Source organism: Dokdonia sp. Asnod1-B02, assembly GCF_045063955.1.
Taxonomy (GTDB): domain Bacteria; phylum Bacteroidota; class Bacteroidia; order Flavobacteriales; family Flavobacteriaceae; genus Dokdonia.
This window is the reverse complement of the sequence record NZ_JBEFNW010000002.1, coordinates 188,611-208,531: the sequence shown is the minus strand read 5'-3', so window position 1 is coordinate 208,531 and position 19,921 is coordinate 188,611. Positions and strand designations below refer to the sequence as shown.

19 protein-coding genes are annotated in these 19,921 nt (G+C 38.0%); 10 read left to right on the top strand and 9 right to left on the bottom strand.

What is annotated here, in order from left to right; genetic code table 11:
* Nucleotides 1–25: 25 nt before the first annotated feature.
* The 3 genes from ACJJVU_RS00895 to ACJJVU_RS00885 are packed head-to-tail and all read left to right on the top strand — an operon-like array spanning nt 26 to nt 2,341.
* Nucleotides 26–454, top strand: coding sequence for a dCMP deaminase family protein (locus ACJJVU_RS00895; protein WP_035334863.1), 429 nt, complete (start codon nt 26–28; stop codon nt 452–454).
* A complete protein-coding gene (locus tag ACJJVU_RS00890; RefSeq protein WP_405221264.1) occupies nt 455–2,044 on the top strand; it encodes a S41 family peptidase in 1,590 nt (529 codons plus the stop codon).
* 9 nt (nt 2,045–2,053) lie between these two features.
* Complete coding sequence (locus tag ACJJVU_RS00885; RefSeq protein WP_298322872.1) at nt 2,054–2,341, top strand: hypothetical protein; 288 nt, start codon at nt 2,054–2,056, stop codon at nt 2,339–2,341.
* A 7-nt stretch (nt 2,342–2,348) separates the two neighbouring features.
* Here the strand turns inward: ACJJVU_RS00885 and ACJJVU_RS00880 are convergent, their stop codons facing one another.
* The gene (locus ACJJVU_RS00880) at nt 2,349–2,543 is read right to left on the bottom strand and encodes a hypothetical protein (protein WP_108877650.1); all 195 of its coding nucleotides are present in this window, start codon (nt 2,541–2,543) and stop codon (nt 2,349–2,351) included.
* 4 nt (nt 2,544–2,547) lie between these two features.
* A complete protein-coding gene (locus tag ACJJVU_RS00875; protein WP_108877651.1) occupies nt 2,548–3,132 on the bottom strand; it encodes a MarC family protein in 585 nt (194 codons plus the stop codon).
* A gap of 266 nt (nt 3,133–3,398) precedes the next feature.
* On the opposite strand from ACJJVU_RS00875, the gene katG reads away from it, so the two are divergent.
* Nucleotides 3,399–5,615, top strand: coding sequence for a catalase/peroxidase HPI (gene katG / locus ACJJVU_RS00870; protein ID WP_405221260.1), 2,217 nt, complete (start codon nt 3,399–3,401; stop codon nt 5,613–5,615).
* A 143-nt stretch (nt 5,616–5,758) separates the two neighbouring features.
* Here katG and ACJJVU_RS00865 read toward each other — a convergent pair whose 3' ends face one another.
* On the bottom strand, nt 5,759–7,258 hold the full coding sequence (locus ACJJVU_RS00865; protein ID WP_405221257.1) for a M20/M25/M40 family metallo-hydrolase: 1,500 nt from the start codon (nt 7,256–7,258) through the stop codon (nt 5,759–5,761).
* Nucleotides 7,259–7,468: 210 nt separating this feature from the next.
* On the opposite strand from ACJJVU_RS00865, the gene ACJJVU_RS00860 reads away from it, so the two are divergent.
* From ACJJVU_RS00860 to ACJJVU_RS00850, 3 genes are all read left to right on the top strand, one after another.
* Nucleotides 7,469–9,265 carry an AMP-dependent synthetase/ligase gene (locus ACJJVU_RS00860; RefSeq protein ID WP_405221254.1) on the top strand — a complete coding sequence of 599 codons (1,797 nt, stop codon included), beginning with the start codon at nt 7,469–7,471 and terminating at the stop codon, nt 9,263–9,265.
* Between the two features lie 108 nt (nt 9,266–9,373).
* A complete protein-coding gene (locus ACJJVU_RS00855; protein ID WP_013750447.1) occupies nt 9,374–9,940 on the top strand; it encodes a DUF3109 family protein in 567 nt (188 codons plus the stop codon).
* A gap of 91 nt (nt 9,941–10,031) precedes the next feature.
* The gene (locus ACJJVU_RS00850) at nt 10,032–11,174 is read left to right on the top strand and encodes a methionine aminotransferase (RefSeq protein WP_405221251.1); all 1,143 of its coding nucleotides are present in this window, start codon (nt 10,032–10,034) and stop codon (nt 11,172–11,174) included.
* Here the strand turns inward: ACJJVU_RS00850 and ACJJVU_RS00845 are convergent.
* Nucleotides 11,171–11,683, bottom strand: a complete 513-nt coding sequence (locus ACJJVU_RS00845) for a DUF1440 domain-containing protein (RefSeq protein ID WP_405221248.1) — start codon at nt 11,681–11,683, stop codon at nt 11,171–11,173. The two genes, ACJJVU_RS00850 and ACJJVU_RS00845, sit on opposite strands and share 4 nt — an antisense overlap.
* A gap of 237 nt (nt 11,684–11,920) precedes the next feature.
* On the opposite strand from ACJJVU_RS00845, the gene ACJJVU_RS00840 reads away from it, so the two are divergent.
* Nucleotides 11,921–12,391, top strand: a complete 471-nt coding sequence (locus ACJJVU_RS00840; RefSeq protein ID WP_405221245.1) for an ankyrin repeat domain-containing protein — start codon at nt 11,921–11,923, stop codon at nt 12,389–12,391.
* A 76-nt stretch (nt 12,392–12,467) separates the two neighbouring features.
* Here ACJJVU_RS00840 and ACJJVU_RS00835 read toward each other — a convergent pair whose 3' ends face one another.
* From ACJJVU_RS00835 to ACJJVU_RS00825, 3 genes are read right to left on the bottom strand one after another with little or no spacing between them, the layout of a single operon-like run.
* Nucleotides 12,468–13,130: an HAD family hydrolase gene (locus ACJJVU_RS00835; protein ID WP_405221242.1), complete on the bottom strand. Its 663-nt coding sequence runs from the start codon at nt 13,128–13,130 to the stop codon at nt 12,468–12,470.
* Entirely contained in the window at nt 13,131–13,829 is a 699-nt protein-coding gene (locus ACJJVU_RS00830) for a PolC-type DNA polymerase III (RefSeq protein ID WP_405221239.1), read from the bottom strand. It abuts the gene before it with no gap.
* Nucleotides 13,830–15,740, bottom strand: a complete 1,911-nt coding sequence (locus ACJJVU_RS00825; RefSeq protein WP_405221236.1) for a DUF294 nucleotidyltransferase-like domain-containing protein — start codon at nt 15,738–15,740, stop codon at nt 13,830–13,832.
* 67 nt (nt 15,741–15,807) lie between these two features.
* Here ACJJVU_RS00825 and ACJJVU_RS00820 point away from each other — a divergent pair, with 67 nt between their 5' ends.
* Complete coding sequence (locus tag ACJJVU_RS00820) at nt 15,808–16,587, top strand: amidohydrolase (protein WP_405221233.1); 780 nt, start codon at nt 15,808–15,810, stop codon at nt 16,585–16,587.
* On the opposite strand, the gene ACJJVU_RS00815 is transcribed toward ACJJVU_RS00820, so the two are convergent.
* Both ACJJVU_RS00815 and ACJJVU_RS00810 read right to left on the bottom strand, forming a co-directional pair.
* Nucleotides 16,574–18,238 (bottom strand): Ig-like domain-containing protein, encoded by a 1,665-nt coding sequence (locus tag ACJJVU_RS00815; protein WP_405221230.1) that lies wholly within the window; start codon nt 18,236–18,238, stop codon nt 16,574–16,576. The two genes, ACJJVU_RS00820 and ACJJVU_RS00815, sit on opposite strands and share 14 nt — an antisense overlap.
* Before the next feature lie 41 nt (nt 18,239–18,279).
* The gene (locus ACJJVU_RS00810) at nt 18,280–18,960 is read right to left on the bottom strand and encodes a ComF family protein (protein ID WP_405221227.1); all 681 of its coding nucleotides are present in this window, start codon (nt 18,958–18,960) and stop codon (nt 18,280–18,282) included.
* Nucleotides 18,961–18,997: 37 nt separating this feature from the next.
* On the opposite strand from ACJJVU_RS00810, the gene ACJJVU_RS00805 reads away from it, so the two are divergent.
* Entirely contained in the window at nt 18,998–19,897 is a 900-nt protein-coding gene (locus ACJJVU_RS00805) for a hypothetical protein (RefSeq protein WP_405221224.1), read from the top strand.
* The last annotated feature ends 24 nt before the right edge of the window (nt 19,898–19,921 follow it).

Genomic DNA, 19,921 nt, shown 5'->3' with positions numbered 1-19,921 from the left:
GTACATACATACATCACAATAGCTAATGGCTTCAAAACAACATAAATATGACATCGCTTACTTGAGAATGGCTCGAGAATGGGGGAAACTGTCGTACTGCAACCGTAAGCAAGTGGGAGCAATCATTGTAAAAGACAAGATGATTATCTCTGACGGATATAATGGTACACCTACTGGTTTTGAAAATATTTGTGAAGACGATGAAAATAATACGAAGTGGTATGTATTGCATGCAGAGGCAAACGCAATTTTAAAGGTTGCTAGCTCTACACAATCATGCCATGGAGCTACGTTATACATCACACTGAGTCCTTGTAAGGACTGCAGTAAATTAGTCCATCAAGCAGGTATTAAGCGTGTTGTATATCATAATGCTTATAAAGATTTAACGGGTGTGAAATTTTTAGAAAAAGCAGGCGTTGAGATAGTACATCTTCAAGATATCGATTCATAAATGAAAATACAACGCAAATATATTCCCCTACTCTTTGGCTTGGGCATTGCTTTAGGCATTTTGCTAGGAAGCTTACTAGATTTTGGATATAATGATACCGCGTTGTTTACTTCAAATGCAAAAAAGGATAAACTTAATAAGCTTATCGATTACATAGATTATGAGTATGTAGATGTCATTAATACAGATAGCATTGTAGATGTTACTGTAAATGGTATTTTAGACAATCTAGACCCACATTCTACTTATATACCGCCAGATGAGTATAGCGCTATGGAGGAGAATATGAAAGGCGATTTTGTAGGGATAGGAGTGAGTTTTTATCCTTATAATGATTCGCTTGCGGTAATACAGGCTATTAAAGGAGGGCCTAGTGCTCGTGCCGGAATCAAAGGTGGAGACCGCATTGTTTATGCAGATGGCATCAATTTATCTACCAAAGAAATTACAGATGACTCTCTATCTAGTATTTTAAAGGGTAAAGCAAGAACACCTATTGAAATTAAAATAAAAAGACCTGGAGTTAAAGACCTTTTGACGTTTAATTTTAAACGTGATCATGTGCCTATTTTTAGTGTGGTAGGCAGTTATATGCTTACTAATAATCTTGGGTACATCAAGATCAACCGTTTTGCAGAGTCTACTCATGAAGAGTTCAAGAAAGCGCTCATAGATCTTAAAAATAAAGGAGCGACTAAAATTGCATTAGATTTAAGGGATAATCCAGGAGGTTATATCTCTAGTGCAGAGGGAGTGGTAGATGAATTTTTAGAAGAGGACAAGCTCATACTTTTTACAAAAAATAAAACAGGAAACATATCAAATAGCTACACCGATGACGGTGGTATTTTTGAAGAAGGAGAAGTGTTTATACTTATCAATGAGAACTCTGCAAGTGCTAGTGAGATTGTTGCGGGAGCATTACAAGATAATGACAAGGGAGTAATAGTGGGGAGAAGATCCTTTGGTAAAGGACTTGTGCAGCGAGAAATGGATTTAGGTGATGGCAGTGCTGTAAGATTAACTATTGCTCGTTATTACACTCCTACTGGACGTTCTATACAGAAGCCTTATGAGCTAGGAGATAAAGATTATTTTGAAGATTATCTCAATAGATATGAAAATGGCGAGCTACGCAGTGTAGATAGTATCAAAGTGGCAGACTCTCTTAAATTTAGAACTCCTAAAGGTAAAATTGTATACGGCGGAGGCGGAATCATACCAGACATTTTTGTTCCTAAAAATACAGACTATGAGGTTGAGCATCTCAATTACGTGCTACGTTCTGGATATATGCGCTTATTTATATTTGAGCAATTAGAAAAAGATAGAACGTACTACAACAGCTTGAGTATGGAGCAATTTCAAGAAGAGGTTGTTATATCAGATCAAGTAGTAGAAGATTTTATATCTTTCGCACAGTTTAGACAGATTAATTTGAAAGCAAGTAAGTATAAAGACTTGTATAAGAAATACCTCAAAGCTACAATGGCTAGACAGCTTTTTGACAACAATGCTTTTGAGATGATGGTAAATAAAGAAGACGCCGTAATTCAAAAAGTAATAGAACTTACCCTTGAAAAAGAATAACCTATGTTAATGGTAGTAGCTATATATGTGTATATTATCGCAATCATCTTTAGATTGCTAGATAATAGCGCTGCACTACTTATACGTCACGGTATATCTGTAAGTCCTTTTTATCTAAAGCCACCTATTATTCTAGCCCAAATAGAAGATTTAGATGATGAGAAACTCATCTGGAAATTGCGACGTAATCTATGGTATCAAAAGTTGCACATTGCTTTTACAGCACTAGCAATACTCACTTTAATTGTTGGAATTGTTTACGAGATATATAACCCATACATTATATACCTAATGTAGCTGTATGCTATTTATGTTTCTCTGCAATCTTGCGAGAGGTGCGTAAAATAAGTAATAACAATATCGCACACGCACACGCAATAACTCCTATTAAAGCAATACTGCTTTCACCTTCAAGGAGATTAGAAAAGTCTAGTAACGTTACATTATAAATAAGAAGGCCTAGCGCCAGTAAGATTCCAATAGGGATTATAAACTTCATAGTATTACTTAAAGAGTTCTTGAATGTTTGCGGTAAAAAGCTTTACAGCGATTGCTAACAAAATTACACCAAAAACTTTATGTATTACAGCAATACCGTTCTTTCCTAAGAAGCGTTCTATGTGTTTAGAAGTTTTTAATACGATATAGACTAGCAAGATGTTGAGTATGATAGCAATTATAATATTGCTAAGGTCATATTCTGCGCGTAATGCAAGAAGCGAGGTAAGAGTACCTGGTCCTGCTACTAATGGAAAGGCGAGTGGGAACACAGATACGGTCTTTGCACTAATGCCATCATCATCTTTAAAAATACTAACACCTAGGATCATTTCTAGGGCTATAAAGAATAGAATAAAAGAACCTGCTACTGCAAATTCATATACATTAACACCTATGAGTCCTAGTATGCTCTCCCCTACAAATACAAATAGGATCATTACAATAAGTGCTACTAAGGCGGCCTTCTCACTCTGTATATGTCCTGCCTTTTTTCGCAGTTTTAATATAATAGGAATACTCCCTATTATATCAATTACAGCAAAAAGTACCATTGCGGCAGTAAGTATTTCTTTAAGATCTATTTTCATTGCATATCCATTTTAAAATGCGCGCAAAGGTAACTTTAATTAAAGGATACTTAACGCATCATCAAGGAGAATTATAAATACTATGCGTAACTTAATACGCTATTAATAAGCTGGTAACATTTTATTTTAAAACATTTGTAATGTTCTATATAAATCCACGTCATAGTTTTTAACTATTAAACTTTAATTTATTCTAATGATAAACTATAGTCTACTTAGCTTATTATAAATATTTTTACCACATCAACCTAGTAAAACTTCGCATTATGAGTAGTAAACACACAAACGTATGGGACATAAATGATCCCAGTGCAGCAGCAAAATGTCCATTTCTTGGTAATCCAGATCAGTTAGTAGCCGGTAAGGGTACAACAAATAGAGACTGGTGGCCTAATGAGTTAAAATTAAACATCCTGCGTCAAAACGGTACAAGTAGTGACCCTATGGATAAAGATTTTGATTATGCCGCAGCTTTTAATAGTCTTGACTTTCCACTATTAAAGCAAGAGGTTATAAATCTAATGACAGAATCACAAGACTGGTGGCCGGCAGATTATGGTCATTATGGGCCATTTATGATACGTATGGCTTGGCACAGTGCAGGTACTTATAGAATAGGTGATGGCCGTGGTGGTTCTAGTTCGGGATCACAACGTTTTGCGCCACTTAACAGTTGGCCAGATAACGGTAACTTAGATAAGGCACGTTTACTTTTGTGGCCTATCAAAAAGAAGTATGGTAAAAATCTCTCTTGGGCAGATTTATTTATCCTTGCGGGTAACGCGGCTTTAGAGTCAATGGGATTCCCAACCTTTGGTTTTTCAGGAGGAAGAGAAGATGTATGGGAGCCAGAACAAGATATTAACTGGGGTTATGAAGATGAGTGGCTAGGAGAAAAAGAGCGTCACGAGGGAGATAGAGAGCTTAAAGGATTTTTAGGTGCTACTCATATGGGACTTATTTATGTAAATCCAGAAGGACCTAGCGGTAAGCCAGACCCTATAGGGAGTGCATATGATATAAGAGAGACCTTTGGTCGTATGGCAATGAATGATGAAGAAACAGTGGCACTCGTTGCTGGAGGGCATACCTTCGGAAAAGCACATGGAGCGGCAGACCCAGAAAAGTATGTAGGAGCAGAGCCACACGGAGCAACTCTAGAAGAAATGAGTACTGGGTGGAAAAACACGTACAAGAGCGGGGTGCTAGATGATACTATTACTTCTGGTCTTGAAGGAGCCTGGACACCTAACCCTACACGTTGGGATGCAGAGTACTTTGACGTATTACTTAATTTAGATTGGGAACTTACTACAAGTCCAGCAGGAGCACACCAGTGGAAACCGTCTAATGCAGATGCACCACAAGCACCAGCTGCAGGAGGAAATGGTACTCAAGGCATAATGATGTCTACAGCAGATATGGCTCTTAAAATGGATCCAGAATATCGTAAGATTTCGGAGAGATTTCATAAGGATCACAAGGCATTTGAAGATGCATTTGCGAGAGCTTGGTATAAATTGACACACCGTGATATGGGACCATTATCACGTTACTTGGGTCCAGAATTACCAAAAGAAGAATTATTATGGCAAGATCCTATCCCAGAAGCAAACGGATATACATTATCAGATAGTCAGGTGGAAACACTTAAAACGGCTATCGACGCAACAGATTTATCTGCTTCAGATATGGTAAGCGTAGCTTGGGCATCTGCTTCTACATTTAGAAATAGTGATAAGCGTGGTGGAGCAAATGGTGCTCGTATACGTCTTGCACCACAAAATAGCTGGGAAGTAAATAACCCAGAACAATTAAGAAGAGTGCTTAATGCTCTTAAAGATGTACAAGATAATGCTGGGTTTGATGTATCTATGGCAGACCTTATTGTACTTGCAGGTGGAGTAGGTGTTGAGCGTGCCGCTCACAATGCTGGCCATAAAATAACGGTGCCTTTCACCCCGGGACGTACTGATGCTAGTCAAGAGCAAACAGATATTGACTCTTTTGGTTACCTAGAGCCTAGAGCAGATGGTTTTAGAAACTACCAGAAAGGTGGTATGGAAACTGCCGCAGAGGAGCTTCTTATAGATAGAGCAAATCTTATGGGACTTTCTATTCCAGAGATGACTGCCTTAGTAGGAGGTATGCGTGTGATAGGCTGTAACTATGACGGGTCTAAAGTAGGAGTATTTACAGATAAAGTAGGAGCCCTTACTAATGATTTCTTTGAGAACCTATTAGACTTTACCTATACTTGGAAAGCACTATCATCAGACGATACATTATTTTCTGGAACAGATAGACGTACAGGAGATATGAAGTTTACAGGCTCAAGAGTAGATCTTATTTTTGGATCAAACACAGAGCTAAGAGCAATTGCCGAAGTATATGGAGCAAATGATGGTGAAGAGCGTTTTGTAAACACCTTTGTAAGTGCATTTACTAAAGTGATGAACGCAGATCGTTTTGATATTAAGTAAATAAATAACGCTTTCGCGAAAGCGTAAGTACACAATAAAAACGTCCAACTTATTATAAGTTGGACGTTTTGCTTTTTATGCATTGCTTCTCACCAGTGCGTGTTAGTTCGCTTTCGCGAAAGCGTAACAGCATAAAAACCTCCTTAAAAAGCTGTCTCAAGTAAAGCTAGACATACCTTGATGCCTTGTCTAATATTCCCTATGCGTATATTCTCATTAGGATTATGCTGATTGTTATCCATATTAACCAGCGGAAGTATGACTGTAGGAACATCTAGCGCCTTAATCACGGGAACAATAGGCACAGTGCCGCCCATCATTCTAATAGTAATGGGGTCTTCACCAAAAGATTGTGATAGTGCTCCCCTCATCTTTTTACCAAAAGCATCATCTGGATTTGTTCTAAACGCGTTTACGGAGGTCTTGCCCGTAAAAGTGGCTATTTTAGGGTAGGTAAGCCTTTCCTCATCTATGGGTGCTCGGTCTATAAGATAATAACCCTGTTTAGTGATATGATTTTTAATCTTTTCCAGTTGTGCATCACCGTCTGTTTCAGGAACAAGGCGTATATCTAGATGTGCTATGGCATACTCTGGAACTACAGTTTTTAAACCTTCGCCAGTCCATGAAGTACCTATCTGTCTAATATTTAGAGAAGGAAATTGCAAAGCTTCTTGGTATGAACTTCCTACTTTTTCGGCGGTGTGAACACCAAGTTTTTTATTAAATTCAGTTACCTCAAAAGGTACAGAAGAGAGTACCTGAGCCGTCTCTGGAGTGATGGTAATTCCGTTATAATAATTTTCAATGAGCACCTTGCCATCATCATCTTTCATCGTTGTAAGTAAGTTTGCAAGTCTAAAAACAGGGTTAGGCGCATAGTTGCCATAATGACCGCTATGTTGAGGTAGGCGGGCACCGTAAGTGGTAATTGCTGCAGTAGCAATTCCTCTACATCCAAAGGTGAGTGTAGGCTTGTTAGAATCATGAGCAGGACCATCCATTACCACAAAATAATCTGCTGCATATCTATTTTTATAAGTGTCTAGGGTAGAAAGCAAAGCCGTCGAGTTGTATTCTTCTTCTGGGTCAAAAATCACCTTGATATTAAAAGCAGGCTCTTTTTGTTGTTCTTGTAAAAGTTGTAGCGCAGTAATAAACATCATAATAGGTGCCTTATCATCTGCAGCGGCTCGGCCATATATACGCCAGTCATCATCTATTTTACTATCTAGTTGATCCCAAGAAATAGCTTTGTAGTCTCCAGAGCTATTTTTCTCCTTGAGTACAGGTATAAATGGATCTTCTTGATCCCAGGTTGCGGGGTTTACTGCCTGTCCATCTATATGAACATAAAAGAGCACCGTTTTATAATTTGGGTCATATACCTTCTCTACAAGAAGAATAGGGAGCGTGCTAGTTTCTAATAAGCTGGTTGTAAAATCTAGCGCCTTGTAGCGCTTTTCTACAAAAGCAATATTTTCTAGCATCAAAGCTGGGTTTGAAGGCAAATTAGGAATGCTCACAAATGCTTTATGTTCAATAAGAGTTTTCTTGAGATTTTGGTCTATGAGTACATCTGTAGGAGTTTGAGCAGTACCTATAAGAGCAGTAAAAAAGAGACAGAGAGGCCAGAGTTTCATAGAAGAGAATTTTAAGAATAGTTGCTGTGTTAAGTACAACTGTATGTTAGATAAATATAAGGTTTTCTACAGGGATGCTTCATTTCTATTAACAGAGGTTAATAAAAGCGTGTTAATACACGCTACTACGGTTAATAAAAGAAGAAACGGGCTATTAATGTTTAATTTTGGAAAACCTCAATGATTAAATATCGTAATTAATTACAGTTTATGGATTACAAACACCTAGTAGTAAATGTCAAGGAAAATGCGCTACGCTTTGAAAACAAGAATGCGCTTTACGTAAAGAATGAGACACTTAATACTTGGGAAGGTATAAGCTGGAAGAAAATGTATGAGCAAGTAGAAAACCTTGCTAAAGGTTTGCTGCAATTTGGGATTGGAACACAGCATAACGTAGCCATCTTTGCCGAAAATATGCCTAACTGGATTATTGCAGATCTTGCGATAATGAGCATAAGAGCAGTAACAGTACCTATCTATGCAACATGCTCTACAAAGGAAGTAGACTACGTAATTAATGATGCTGAGGTAAGTTTGCTTTTTGTGGGTAATCAGCATGAATACGATCAGGCTTATGGGCTTCTAGAAAGTTCATCCTATTTAAAGCTTATAGTAGCTCTTACAGATACCATAAAGTTAAAGTCATCTGTTTCTTCTATGTATTTAGAAGATTTTGTTGCCGCTAGCCCTACTCAAGAAATTGAAGAGATCTATTTAAAAAGACAGCAAAATCTTGATGTAAAGGATCTAGCGAGTATCATCTATACCTCTGGAACTACAGGAGAACCTAAAGGTGTGATGATAGACCATACTAATATAGGAGCTTCCCTAGCAGCGCATAAATATGAATTAGATATATCTGACCAAGATGTGTCGTTAAGCTTTTTACCACTCAGTCATATATTTGAACGTAGTTGGGTGTTTTTCTGTTTGCACATGGGGATTGAAGTTTATTTTAACCAAGACCCAAAGAAAATTGCAGAGGTGCTCAAAGAAGTACAGCCAACAGTTATGTGTACGGTGCCTCGTATTTTTGAAAAAATTTATGCAGCGATACAAGCTAAAACAAAAGAAGCTTCGCCTACAAAGCAGAAACTCGCTAGCTGGGCACTAGGGATAGGTAACGATTATTATAACAACCACCAGCGACTAGAGAAAAATGTACCACTAGCACTAAATCTCAAATATAAAATTGCAGATAAGCTTGTGTTAAGCAAACTGCGTGCACTCTTTGGAGGGCGTATTAAATTTATGCCTTGTGGTGGAGCACCTCTTGCGGCAGAGATGGTTTCATTTTTTCACTCCTTTGGTCTTGATGTAAAATGTGGCTATGGCCTTACAGAAACTACCGCAACAGTTTCTTTATTTGGATACACAAATTTTGAATTCAACTCTGCTGGAAAAAGCATAGAAGGTACTGAGATTAAAATAGGAGATAATGATGAAATCCTTGTAAAAGGCCCTGGAGTCATGCAAGGCTACTATAAAAAGCCAGAAGCAACAGCTCAGGTTTTTAAGGACGGATGGTTTTGTACAGGTGATGCAGGGAGATTAGATGAACATGGAAATCTATACATCACAGATAGAATCAAGGATTTAATGAAAACATCTGGAGGTAAATACATAGCTCCTCAAAAATTAGAAACAGCACTTATCAGTGATGCTCTCATTGAACAAATTGCGGTAATAGGTGATCAGCAGAAATATGTGACGGCACTTGCCGTTCCTAATTTTGAAAACTTAAAGAAGTATGCAAATGAGCAAAGTATCTCATTTGAGAGCATGGAGGAGCTCATAAAGAATAATAAGGTCGTAGCACTTTTTGAAAAACGATTTGACGAGTTACAGCAAGAATTTTCAACATTTGAAAAGATAAAGAAGTTTACATTGCTCCCTCGTGAGTTCAGCATAGAAGCTGGTGAAATCACGGCTACACTAAAAATAAAGCGCAAAGTAGTTCAGCAAAAATATAAAGAACTCATTGATAAGATGTACGCAGAGTAGTTAGTGTGAGATGTTACGCTTTCGCGAAAGCGTAATTTTATATAACCATTAATAATCTCGCTACTCACACATTCTTACTTCATACTTTCCAAGTATCTTTGCCCAACTATGTTTCAACTCAAAAAAACCATCGTTTCTGAAGACATTATCGAAAAAGATTTTGTCTGTAATCTTAATGCCTGTAAAGGGGAGTGCTGCATTGCAGGTGAAGCTGGCGCGCCACTTGAAGAAGATGAGGTTACTATCATGGCAGATATTTACGATAAGGTAAAACCTTTTTTGCGTCCAGAAGGAATTGCGGCAATTGAGGAGCAAGGAACGAGTATTGTGCGTGACGGTGAGCTAGAGACACCACTAGTAAATGGAGCCGAGTGTGCTTATGTGACTTTTAATGATAAAGGATGGGCAAGCTGCGGTATAGAGGATGCTTACAATGCTGGTGAAGTCTCGTGGCGCAAACCTATTTCTTGTCATTTGTACCCTATTCGCGTGCAAAAATATAGCTCATTCTCTGCAGTAAATTATCATCGCTGGCCTATCTGTAGTGATGCTTGTTCTCTAGGGAAAGAACTATCTGTGCCTGTTTATAAATTTACTAAAGATGCATTGATACGTAAATTTGGAGAAGAGTGGTATACAGAACTAGAGAAGACCGCTCAAGAAATGGGTAAATAATGTAGTATCCTGTACGGACATAAAAGTCCTATACTACAAAGTATGTATGTAATCTTTTGAGATACATTATCTTTAATCACAAAGACAATACATGCACTTTCATTCAAAACTTCCTGACGTTAGTACTACCATTTTTACGGTGATGAGTAAGATGGCACATGAACATCAAGCCATTAATCTCGCACAAGGATTTCCAGGCTTTGATAGTGATCCAAAACTGCAACAGCTTGTTACAAAGGCAATGAGTGATGGGTATAATCAGTATGCTCCTATGCAAGGTGTTTACAGCTTGCGAGAACAAATCATTCAAAAGCTCAATACCTTATATGGAAGTGATTATCATCCTGAGACAGAAGTTACAGTAACTGCTGGAGCTACCCAAGCTATTTACACAATCGTATCTGCTTTTATACGTACAGATGATGAAGTAATTATATTGAAACCAGCTTATGACTGTTATGAGCCTGCAGTGATTGTAAATGGCGGTAAAGTGATTCCTATCCAACTCAAAGCGCCAGATTATAAGGTGAACTGGAAAGCTGTGGAAGATGCTATCACGCCTAAGACTAAAATGTTATTTATTAATACCCCACACAATCCTACGGGAACTATTCTTCATAAGGAAGATATGCTGGAGCTAGAGCGCATTCTTGAAGGTACAGATATAATATTACTAAGCGATGAGGTGTATGAGCACATCGTCTTTGATGACAAGCGTCATGAGAGTGTGGCTCGTTACCCAGTATTAAGAGCACGCAGTTTTATTACGGCATCCTTTGGGAAGACTTTTCATAACACAGGATGGAAAATGGGATATACTGTAGCTCCAAAGGAGTTGATGGCAGAGTTTCAAAAAGTACATCAGTTTAACGTGTTTTCTGTACACCATCCTTCACAAAGAGCCTTCGCTCATTACCTCAAGGAGCCTAATCATTATCTAGAACTCAACGATTTTTATCAGCAGAAAAGAGATTTATTTTTAAACCTAATTGAAGGTTCGCGATTTACAGCAAAGCCTGCCGCAGGCACCTACTTTCAGATGTTGGATTATTCTGCTATTACTAGTGAGAGTGATACCGCTTTCGCGAAAGCGTTAACTATAGACCATAAACTAGCATCTATACCTACTTCTGTATTTAATGTGGATCAAGAAGATTTTAAAATGCTACGATTTTGTGTCGCCAAAGATGACGAAACACTAAAAAAAGCTGCCGAAATTTTAACTAGTATCTAGTCGTCTAGTTTACGAGCAACCCATCCACGTATAAGCTCTGCTGTAACCCCAAAAGCTACATGTGCAAGAAATTCATTTGCTTGTAATTTTACTGGTATATCTTTAGGCTCGTCTTCTAGGCCCATTAATGGTAGTGAGGTTTCATGTGTTGCTAGATATGCTGTGGTGCCAAAGAGCGCTCCTTCTACAAGGTTGGTTTCTGGTCTATCACGCTTTGCATAGCCTAAACTAGCTCCTAATGTAAGGCCAATAGGGATATTCACTAATTGTTCTGCAAGATCACGATTTGATGTGCTTATAGGTTCGCCAGTGAGCTTCTCAGAGATATTATCTACTAGCTTAAGTTGTGCACTTTCAGTATTGGGTTGTCTTACTGGTAATACTCGTTCTATAGCGCTCTTAACAATGGTACCTGCTAGACCACCTAATACTCCAGCAATCACTCCGCGAGTAGCGGTAGATGCTATATTATCTTTTTCAAGCCAGTTAGAAAGTGCAGTATTACTCATAGTTAGTTTGCGTTTTATAACTCTAAAGTACTTTTTAAGATGTAGTAGAGCTCTTAAGGTAATTATAATTAACAATTAATTAAATAACTATTGCCTTAATATATAACTGCAGTAAAATAATAAGTATCAATTCTCGCAAGAGACGTTAATTTAAATGGAGTATATCATTTTTGTTTTTATCTTTATGTTTTCGGAGTAATCACAAAAAGCAACTCCATGTAGTATAGACTGTAAGTTATGAATGACAAATTATTTGATGCAATACGCAACGGAGATCTAGAGATGGTACATGCAATTATTACTGCGCATCCAGAACTTGTAAATATTAAAGATCAACGTGGTTCTACACCTTTATTACTTGCCACTTACTACGGAAACCAAGACATAAGCGAGGCTATTTTAAAGCATAAGCCAGATCTTAACGCTAAGGATAGCTCTGGAAATACAGCGCTTATGGGTGTTTGTTTTAAAGGATATCCAGTGATTGCAAAACTTCTTATCGAGAGTGGGGCAGATGTAAATGCTGTAAATCTTAACCAGGCGACAGCGCTTATTTATGCAGCCACTTTTGCCCAGTCAGAAATTGCACAAATGCTCATTGAAAATGGAGCCAACTTGTCTCATAAAGATGAGAAAGGTAACACCGCTTTTGATCACGCAAAAATGCAAGGATCTACAAACCTGATGGAAATCTTAGAAGAGAAATAAGTTAGTATGAGTAATTTCGCTTTCGCGAAAATGTGACTCATTAAAAATAGTTCGTAGCTAGACCCTTATGCGCTTCTTACTTTAGTGAGTTCAGGTCAAATTTTCTATAATCTTCTATCCAGTTTTTACAGCCATTATCCAGCATTGCTTTACGATTTTTTGTTCCTATTCCTAAAAACGAAATATCGAGTTCTTGCGCGGCTTTTAGATCCCAAAGTCCGTCACCTACAGCAATGATATTATCAAAGGACGTTCTATTGTAATATTCTTTAGACTTCTCTATAGCTTCTTTTACAAATCCCACTCGAGAAACATTATGTAACGAAGTTGCAAGTACCTCTGGAATAAAAGGAACTTGAGAACCCTCCATTTTTATAACAGTAGCTTTTGGGAAAGCACCCGTTCCATAAGCAAATGGAATCTGCATTTCTTGTAATTTTAATAGCAGTGAGCGAGCGCCTGGAATTTCGGTAACGGGACTACATTTAGATAATTCTTCACCCAGTAAGTGGTCTAGCTCATATCTTAAGTTGGCTGGAGCTTTCTTGTTAAAAGTACGCTCGTAATTATACTCTAGCGCATACAGATCTGTGTGGTGTAGATAGTTGTCATAATCGGTGTCTATATCTTGAAGTCCTATATCTGCTAGAACTTTGGTGATAACAGGTAGATATGTTGGAATACTATCTGTAAGTGTTCCGTCTATGTCAAAAACGAAAAGTGTGTCTTTTGTAATCATCTAGTTTTTTCTGAATAATTGTTTTACTGTGAGTGAGCCATCGCTGTTCAACCGCTTCACAATTTTTATAAAAGCTATGGCTGTAATAAGCGCATCTCCTGCAGAGGTATGTCTATCGTGTAGAGGAATTTTGAGCGCTTCGGCAAGTTCATCTAGCGTGTACCTTTTTTCTTGTAAAGGTCTATTTATAGGATGCACAAGTCTTTTGTACAACGTTTCTGTATCGAGTACTTTATTTTTTAATTTTCCAAGCTGGGCACGTTTGAGTGCTGCATTAATTACTGCAACGTCAAAACCTATGTGGTGCCCTATGAGAATATCTGTTCCTATAAATTCTAAGCATCTTTCTATTGCCTCTTGTTCATTTACTTGCTCATAACCTCCATTGCGGAGGATGCCATGTATTTTTGCACTTTCAGGCTTATATATGTCTTGCTTGAGATATAGCTCTAGGCTCTGTGCTATAGAAATCTCATTATTAATCACGGTTACCGCTCCTATAGATAGAATACGATCTTCTTTATAATGTAAGCCTGTAGTTTCGGTGTCAAATACTACAAAACGAGTGGTGTGAAGCTTTTTTCCATCTAGAGTACTACCTAAAAACCCTGCCTGGCTCTTCTCCTGAGCAAAAGCAGCAAGATACTGTGTCCAGAAGGACGGATAATCTCTTTGAGGTGATGTAGTAAATAATCCCATCTAGCTCAAATTTTGAGTTTGAAAGCGTACACGTAACACTTCTTGTAAATCGCGCAGTGGCTTAAAGCATCGTTTTAGTTTGAGGCGTTCCTCTTTAGATAAATCTGCTAGTTTAATGAAACGGCCGCTATCATCATTGCGCAATCCTTGTTTGACTCTAAATTTAAGAAGTGCTTTAAATGCATAAGCGCAGCTCTCAAAGAGTTCTTTGTTTTGAGGTTCGAGCTCTGCAAGTTTTTCAAAACGTTCTGAGGTGTGATTTATGGTGCGTAAATTATGATAAAGAGAAAGCACTCTGGCGCCACTTATTAATGGAGCCATAGCCCGGTTTTTTATATCAAATTCATCTTTATGTGCACCATCTGACTCCACAAGAAAGTTGCGAAAGAAACTCACCGGCGGCGGATTTTTAAGTGCATCCTTTGCCATAAATCTAAAAAAGACAGAAGATGTAGATAGTTGGTCATAGATAGAAGTAGTGAGTTGTGCTACTAGTTCCTGAGTTCCATACACTAACCTATAATCAAAAAATATGCCTGACATTAACATGCTTTCTGGAGACGGATCTTTAATCCATGTAGAAAACTGCGCTTTCCACTCAGAAAGTGATAAACAGTATAGCGGATTACTTCCCATCATATCTGCAGGGCAGTAATCATAACCTATTTTATGTAGGCGTTTATTCATCCTATTTGCTAGATGCAGAAAGTAATTTTTAGTCGCCTCATTGTTTTCTGGAGACACATCCTCATAAATAAGAGCGTTATCTTGATCTGTATATAGTAATTGCTCCTCTCGCCCTTGACTACCTAATGCAAGCCATGTAAATGGTACTAGAGGATCATGTGTCATTTTACTTAATGAGAGCTCCATGGTACGTTGCATGAGAGCGTCTTTAAGCTCAGAAAAAATATTAAGAATATGTGATATAGGTAAGTTTTGGTCTAGGTAGCGCTCAAGAAGAAGCGTTGCTTTTTCCCAAGTAAAGCGCAGCATTTTTGTCTTTTTTGCTCGTTTTATTTCCTTAACGAGTTCGGCGGGGCTGTTACCGTAAGCGACCACGATGTCATGCTTGCTTAGCACGCCTACTACCTTTGTGCTGGCTGTACCATCTTCGGTAATTATGAGATGACTTATTCCATTTTTGAGCAGTATAAGTTGTGCTTGAGCTACGGTTACTTTTGTAACGGCACAGACAACCTGAGTAATCATTGCATCGCGTACTACGTGATCACTAGAGATGATATTATTTGCAATAGCATTGCGCAATTCTCGATTTGTGAGAACACCTACTGGAATTGCATTGACTGTAATTACTAAACATCCTATACGGTGTTGTTGCATCAATCTTGCTGCTTCTTGTATGGAAGTTTCTGGAGAGCAAGTGATGATAGATGTGCTATATCGTGCTTGTTCTAACCCTAATAAATGTGCACTACGTTCGGGCTCATAGGTGTTCAGTAAAGAGCCACTTTGCTGTAAGGTATATGGATCTTTTATGTTTGATGCAAAGCTAGCGATGAGGTAGTTTGAAATGGCTTTGTTCGCTTTCGCGAAAGCGGAAAACTCCTCCATAGGTAATGTATAGAGTATCGTCTCCTCGTTTGCCGTAGCAGTCGTTCTATAAGTATCTGTAGAGGTCACTTTGAGGCCAAAAAGGTCTCCTTCATCACAAATGTCTACTACCTTAATCACATCCTTGGATGGTCTCGTAAGCTTTATAGCCCCTTGCTGAACGATATAAAAACGATCACTGTAGGCCTGATCACGTTTAAAAATAACTTCATCCTTATCAAGGTAAAGCACAGAAGCTTGGCTACAAATATCCAGCAAATCACTCTCTGCCATAAATTGAAACGGCGGAAACTGTTTTAAAAAATCATAGATTCTTTGAGCAATTGTGTTTTGCATAGCGGGTACGTATTCATTGTAAAGATAGTACAGATGGAAAGTTCTACCATAAATGTATCTTTATACTATGAAATCAGAAACATTACAAGTAAGTCTTATACAAACTTCGCTTTTTTGGGAAGACGCAAATCGCAATAGAGCGCATCAAGAAACATTGATAGCAAAGGTGTCTGAAGGAACTCATCTTGTTGTATTGCCAGAGATGTTTACTACTGGATTTTCTATGAGTCCGCAATCGCTGGCCGAAACTATGGATGGAGAAACTGTCCAATGGATGAAGCAACAGGCTCTTAAGTCACAAGCAGCCATCTGCGGAAGTTTAATAATAAGTGAAGAAGGTCTCTATTACAATCGGTTTTTATTTGTCACTCCAGAAGGTGAAATAACGAGCTATAATAAACGCCATACATTTAATATGGCTGGTGAGGGAGAGCAGTATAAAGCGGGTGATAAACAGGTGCTTATTAACTATAAAGGTTGGAAGATTTTTCCGCAGATTTGTTATGACTTGCGTTTTCCGGTGTATGCGCGTAATATATCTGATTATGATCTCATTATCTACGTTGCAAACTGGCCAAAAACTAGAATAGCGGCTTGGGATACGCTCCTTAAAGCTAGAGCTATAGAAAACATGTCTTATTGTGTAGGAGTAAACCGCGTGGGAGTAGATGGTAATAACCTTGAATACATAGGTCACTCTGCTGTGTATGATGTGCTAGGAGATGAGATGGTGACAGCACACACTCAAGAAGGCGTAGTGACCACTATGTTAACCAAAGCGCATGTAAATGAAACCAGATGTAAGTTGCCTTTTCTAGAAGACAAAGACAGATTTACTCTTGAATAGTATCCTTAACCTTCGTCTTTTTAGGAAGTAGTTCAAAAGTTTCCTTGGCAAACCAACTAGGTCGCACATCAATTTCTCCAGGGAAATTGATAATCACCTCTGGTTGTTTTTTCTGTAAATAATTTCCAGAGTCAAAAAGACGGTTATTATTGGCATCCTCTATAAGGCGTATTTTATACGAGCCTGGTTTGAGGAGTTTGAAATTAAACACCGTTTCTTGAAGGGAGTATTGTGTTTCTATGATCTCATCACTTTTATCCATTAGCTGGATGATGAACGGGAAGTTCTTTGCGTTTTTGAGGGTGAGTTCTATATCTCCATAATCTGAGAACTCCTTAGTATTTGCTTTGTAGAAAAGAGTATCATTCTTCTGGCCAAAAAAGTCTGTAATCGCATTAGGTAGCGCTTTGATACTATAACTAGCTTTTTCCTCTTTCTCAAAATCGATATCTAAAGAAGTCCTGTTATCTTGTAAAGAATAGGTAAAAGGAATCTCGACAGAGTCTTTTACAACGGTTATTAAAGACTGATTAATAGTGTCAATTGGAATATTGCTAAGTATGCGATACGGTTTGTCTAACAACACGGCATTGCGGTATTTTGAAGAAAAGGCTAGAGAGTCTAGTTTTGGCTTACGTATTCTAGCTTGCAGGGTGTCACTATAACCCGGTGCAGTAACATTAAAGACGAGCGAGTCAAGTGATACTCGTGGCTTGTACCAGTAATATAAAGTGTCCTCTCCTTTTTTTGTGATGGTGGTTTCGTGATTATTTCCCACATCCGTTAAGAGGTTTATAGCAATGCTATCTGTATAACCACTAATACCAAAGGCTATTTTACCCTCGGCAGCATGTTTAGGGCGAGAGGCTTTATAAGCGGGTGTTTCTGAAAATAACTTGAGTGTATAAGACGAGTCAGTTGGGACAGTTACAAAATCTTCTATAAAAGCAACCTTATCTTTTTTAGGTTGAAAAGTATAATTTGCGTCTTCATCTTTTAAAGCTACAAGCGCATACGTTCCAGGTTTTAGATAGTCTAGTTCAAACGTGTTGAGGCTATCTAAAGTGTTTGTAACATATAATGGAGGCTTATTATAAATAGTAGAATCTGTATACGTGCTATCTGCTTCATAAAGCATCACGGTTACAAAATTATCAGGCTTGTCTAAGATCGCATCTACAATTGTTCCAGACACAGTAAGGCTATCTATATAGTCTCCTGTAGACATCACATACTTAAACGAAGGAAAAGGATTTCCTTCATTATTATCCACAATACTGAGTCCAAAATTGAAAACATAGGTCGTATTAGGAGCAAGTGTATCTTGGATTTTAATCTCTATGTATTTTGATGCAGACCCCTGTGGAGAGATTACTCTATTGATAATAGGAGGCGAGATAATAAGTTGTTTTCTAAGATCTTTGAGTTTTACGTACTCATCAAAATAAATTCGAATTTCGTCTCCTTCAAAGTTTGTAGTAAAGTTTGGAGGTGTAGACTTTACAAAAACTGGAGGCAAACTATCCATAGGTCCTCCTGTAGGAGATCCGCGTTTTGCACAGTTTACGAGAGTAAGTGCCATACTCACCATAACTACTATAAATGTAGCTACGCGTCTTCTATTAAAATGATACCAAGGATTATCTGTCATGCGACTACAAAGAAACAATTATTTTAACCAAAACGAAATACCTATTGTGCTATTGCCATCACGGCAATACTTAATTTAAGATTAGGTATTTTAAGAAGCTGTAACGCACATGATTCTAATGTTGCTCCAGTCGTTAGGATATCATCACATAGTAAGATGTGTCTACCTTCAAGATTGCTATTCATTACAATTGAAAAAGCATCAAGTACTTCATCACTGCGTGTAAAACGTCCTTTAAATACTTGCGTTTTTGTGTTTTTTGATTTGACAAGCACATCATCTACATAATGAGAATCTAATGCTTTGGCTAGTGATTTACCAAAGCCTTCCACTTGATTGTACCCTCTTTTTCTTTTCTTCTTTGGGTGTATAGGTACTGGAACTACTGCATCTATACGACTATATTCTTCAAGAATTTTAAGATCTTCACCTAGCCATGCTCCTAGAAAGCCGCTTATCTCATGCTGTCCTCGGTATTTGAGATTATGCATGAGTTCTTGCACAGGACCTTTCTTTTCAAAATAAAATAATGCTGTCGCATTTTCTATATTGAGACGTCCATAAAATACTTTTTTAATTGCAGGGTCGTTGTACCTATGAAAATCTGTGAGAGGTAATGTATGCCTACAATGTGTACATATCATATTTTCGGCAGCGATGAGTTCGCTGTCACAAGATTTACAGGTTTCTGGAAAAAATAGAGAACGGAGCGATTGTAGCAATGGCTTATACTTTTTTTTTCTAAATTAACCCCTTTATGTGAATAATAGAACATCTATGCGTACTAAAAGTACCAATAACACCTTATTACTCCTTGTAATCTTACTCTGCTTAGTTGTAGCGGGCCTAGGATTTCATACCTATAATTTTCAAAATGAAGTGCAGCAACGTGAGGCACAGCTAGTGAATGATAAAGAAAGAGTTACAGCACAGCTAGATGAAGAGTTGTCAAAATACAGCACACTTATAAAAGAGAGAGATGCATTAAAAGGAGCGCTTAAACAAGCGCAATCAAGACTCCTACAACTCAAGGAAACATTAAGAGATGACGACCTGAGCAGGTCAAAAATGCAGCAGTTTCAAATGGAAATACAAAGACTGCGTCGAGAGCGAGAATTTTTTATAAGTGCAAATGATAGTTTACAATTAGAAACAAAACGTCTTGTTGCATTGCAACAAGAAACACAAAAAGCACTTGACCTAGCGACAAAATCTCAAGACAGCATACAGAAATCTAATAGAGATCTAGCAGAGAGACTTACACAGGGAGCACGTCTTACAGTAAGTAATCTCGCAGCAAGAGGAGTGATCCAGCGTAATAGCGGTAAGTTTTTTATGACTTCTAGAGCGAGTCGCGTTGAGATGATGCAGGTATGTTTTACCGTAAACGATAATCAACTTGCAGAAGCAGAAAATAAATCTTTTTACGTACAGGTACTTAATGGGCGAGGTCGCATGATAGGCGTAGAACGTAATGAAAAGTTTGAAGACGGGTCTGTGGTACGCTATAATACAAAAACTACGATTGCATTTAATAAAACCGCATATACCATCTGCGAGCTTGTTCTGCCTGTGCAACAGATGGAAGGTGGTGATTACACTATAAATGTCTACCACGAAGGCTCCATGCTACTCTCTACCATACTTTCTTTAAAATAGGGCAATCGCAATTTCCGTTATTTC